Here is a 2,223-nt window from a genome sequence, read left to right on the forward strand (position 1 = left end):
CCGTCATCAACGACAAGGTGTACCTGAGCGGGCGCAGCCAGCCGGCGGGCGCGGGATRCTCGGCCAGCACCAGCAGCCAGGCGTTCGATGTGAACGGCATCCTGAGCCGCCGGGACGATTTCAACGGCACGAGAAGCTGCTACGCCAATGACCTGCAGCGCAAGCTGCCGATCACGAGCGTGGAGGGGCTGGCACAGACCGATGACTGCGGCAGCGCCACCCAGGCGAGCAGCCTGCCGGCCCCCAGCCGTATGACCAGCACCGAGTGGCACCCGGACTGGCCGCTGCCGGTGCGCCAGGCGGGGCCGAACCTGCTCACCACCTGGATCTACAACGGGCAGAGCGATCCGTTCAACGCGAACCAGATCGCCAGCTGCGCGGCGACGGCCGCCGCCTTGCCCGATGGCAAGCCGCTGCCGCTGTTGTGCAAGCGGGTGGCGCAGGCGACGCTGGACCACAACGGGACCAAGCGCTTTGCGCTGGCCGGGCAGGCGGCGGTGCCGGGAGATCCGAACGGCGTGGATCCGAACTACGCGAGCGTGAGCCTGCTGCTGCACGTGGACGGCAGCAGCAACGCGGCGGGGCTGGTCGACAGCTCGGGCAATGCCTATACGGTCAGCGCCTTCGGCAATGCGAGCGTCAGCTCGTCAGCGGCACGCTACGGCAGCGGCGGCCTGGCACTCGACGGCAGCCAGGGCACCTATGTGACCGCATCGAGTGCGGCGCTGGACCTGGGCGCGAATGACTTCACGGTGGAAGCCTGGGTGCGGTTGAACGCGTACGGCAACTTCGCGACGCTGATGGGCAACTACGGGCAAGGGGGGGCGCGGGGCTTCGAGATCCTGACGGGGCCCGACGGCATGCTGTTCACGCGGTGGTCGCAAAACGGATCGAGCGATGTCGCGGCCCTTGTGCACCCCGATCGGCTGGCGTTGAACAGCTGGGCCCACGTGGCGGTGGCGCGGCAGGGTAGCGCACTGCGGATCTTCCTGAACGGCGTGCCGAGTGCGCCGATGACGATCGACGGGGCGATCTACCCGTCAAGCACGCCGGTGAACATCGGGCGCACGCCGGACACCGGCCAGGGCGTGTGGCACCTGAACGGCGCGATCGACGACGTGCGCATCACCAAGGGCGTGGCGCGCTACAGGGCCGCCTTCACACCGCCCACGGCAGGACTGCCGGGCAAGCCGGTGACGCCAGCGGTGCCGTCGTGGTTCAACACCGCGGTGGCCGATGAGGTCCAGAGCTGGACCTATGACGCGGACGGAAGGGTGCTCACCGCCAAGGGCTCGCGCAGCGACGCCAACGACACGACGGTCAGCAGCTACCACCTCGACAGCAACGAGGACCACACCCGGGGCGATCTGAAGAGCATCACGCTGCCGACCGGCGAGACGACCACCTTCACGAAGTACGCGAAGTCCGGCCAGGTGCTGCAGAGCACCGGCCCGACCGGCGTCGTGACGACCTACACCTACGACCTGCGCCAGCGCATGGTGAGCCGCACGGTGGGCGTGCAGACGACGGGCTATGACTACGAGCCCACCGGCCTGCTGAAGAAGGTGACGCTGCCCGACGGCAGCTGGGTGGGCTACGAGTACGACGACGCCCGTCGGGTGGTGGCGGTGGCGGACAAGAAGGGCAATCGCATCGAGTACGTGCTGGACAACGCGGGCAACCGCACGGACCAGCGCGTGAAGGACCCGGCCGGCGAGTTGAAGCAGAGCCTGAACGCGTTGATGGATGCGCTCGGTCGTGTGCAGCAGGCCGGCGTGACCGATCCGGCGCCGGCAACACAGGCCTTCCCGCCGCTGCCGGCTTCACCGCTGCCGCTGGAGCGCTACGAGTACGACGCGCAGGGCAACCGCACGAAGATCACGCAAGGCGCGGGCACGCTGAACCTGCAGACGCGGCTGACGTACGACGCGCTGGAGCGGGTGAAGGACACGACCGACCCGAAGAACGGCACGACGCGCTTCGAGTACGACGGCGGGGATCGCACGACGCAGGTGACCGACCCGAGGAGCCTCGCGACGCAGTACCCGCGCAACGGCCTGGGCGATGCGACGCAGGTGATCAGCCCGGACACCGGCAACGAGGCGCTGACCTACGACGCAGCCCGCAACCTGAAGACCCGCACCGACAGCCGCGGCGTGCTGACGACCTACGGCTACGACGCGAGCGACCGGCTGACCTCGGCGGTGTACACGCAAACCGGCC

1 protein-coding gene is annotated in these 2,223 nt (G+C 68.9%); it reads left to right on the forward strand.

Going from position 1 to position 2,223, the window contains the following annotated elements:
* Positions 1–89 precede the first annotated feature (89 nt).
* A partial coding sequence (locus AC1D12_RS31435; RefSeq protein WP_477845106.1) for a LamG domain-containing protein occupies positions 90–2,223 on the forward strand: 2,134 nt, incomplete at its 3' end.

The organism is Rhizobacter sp. P1_G5 (assembly GCF_056405435.1).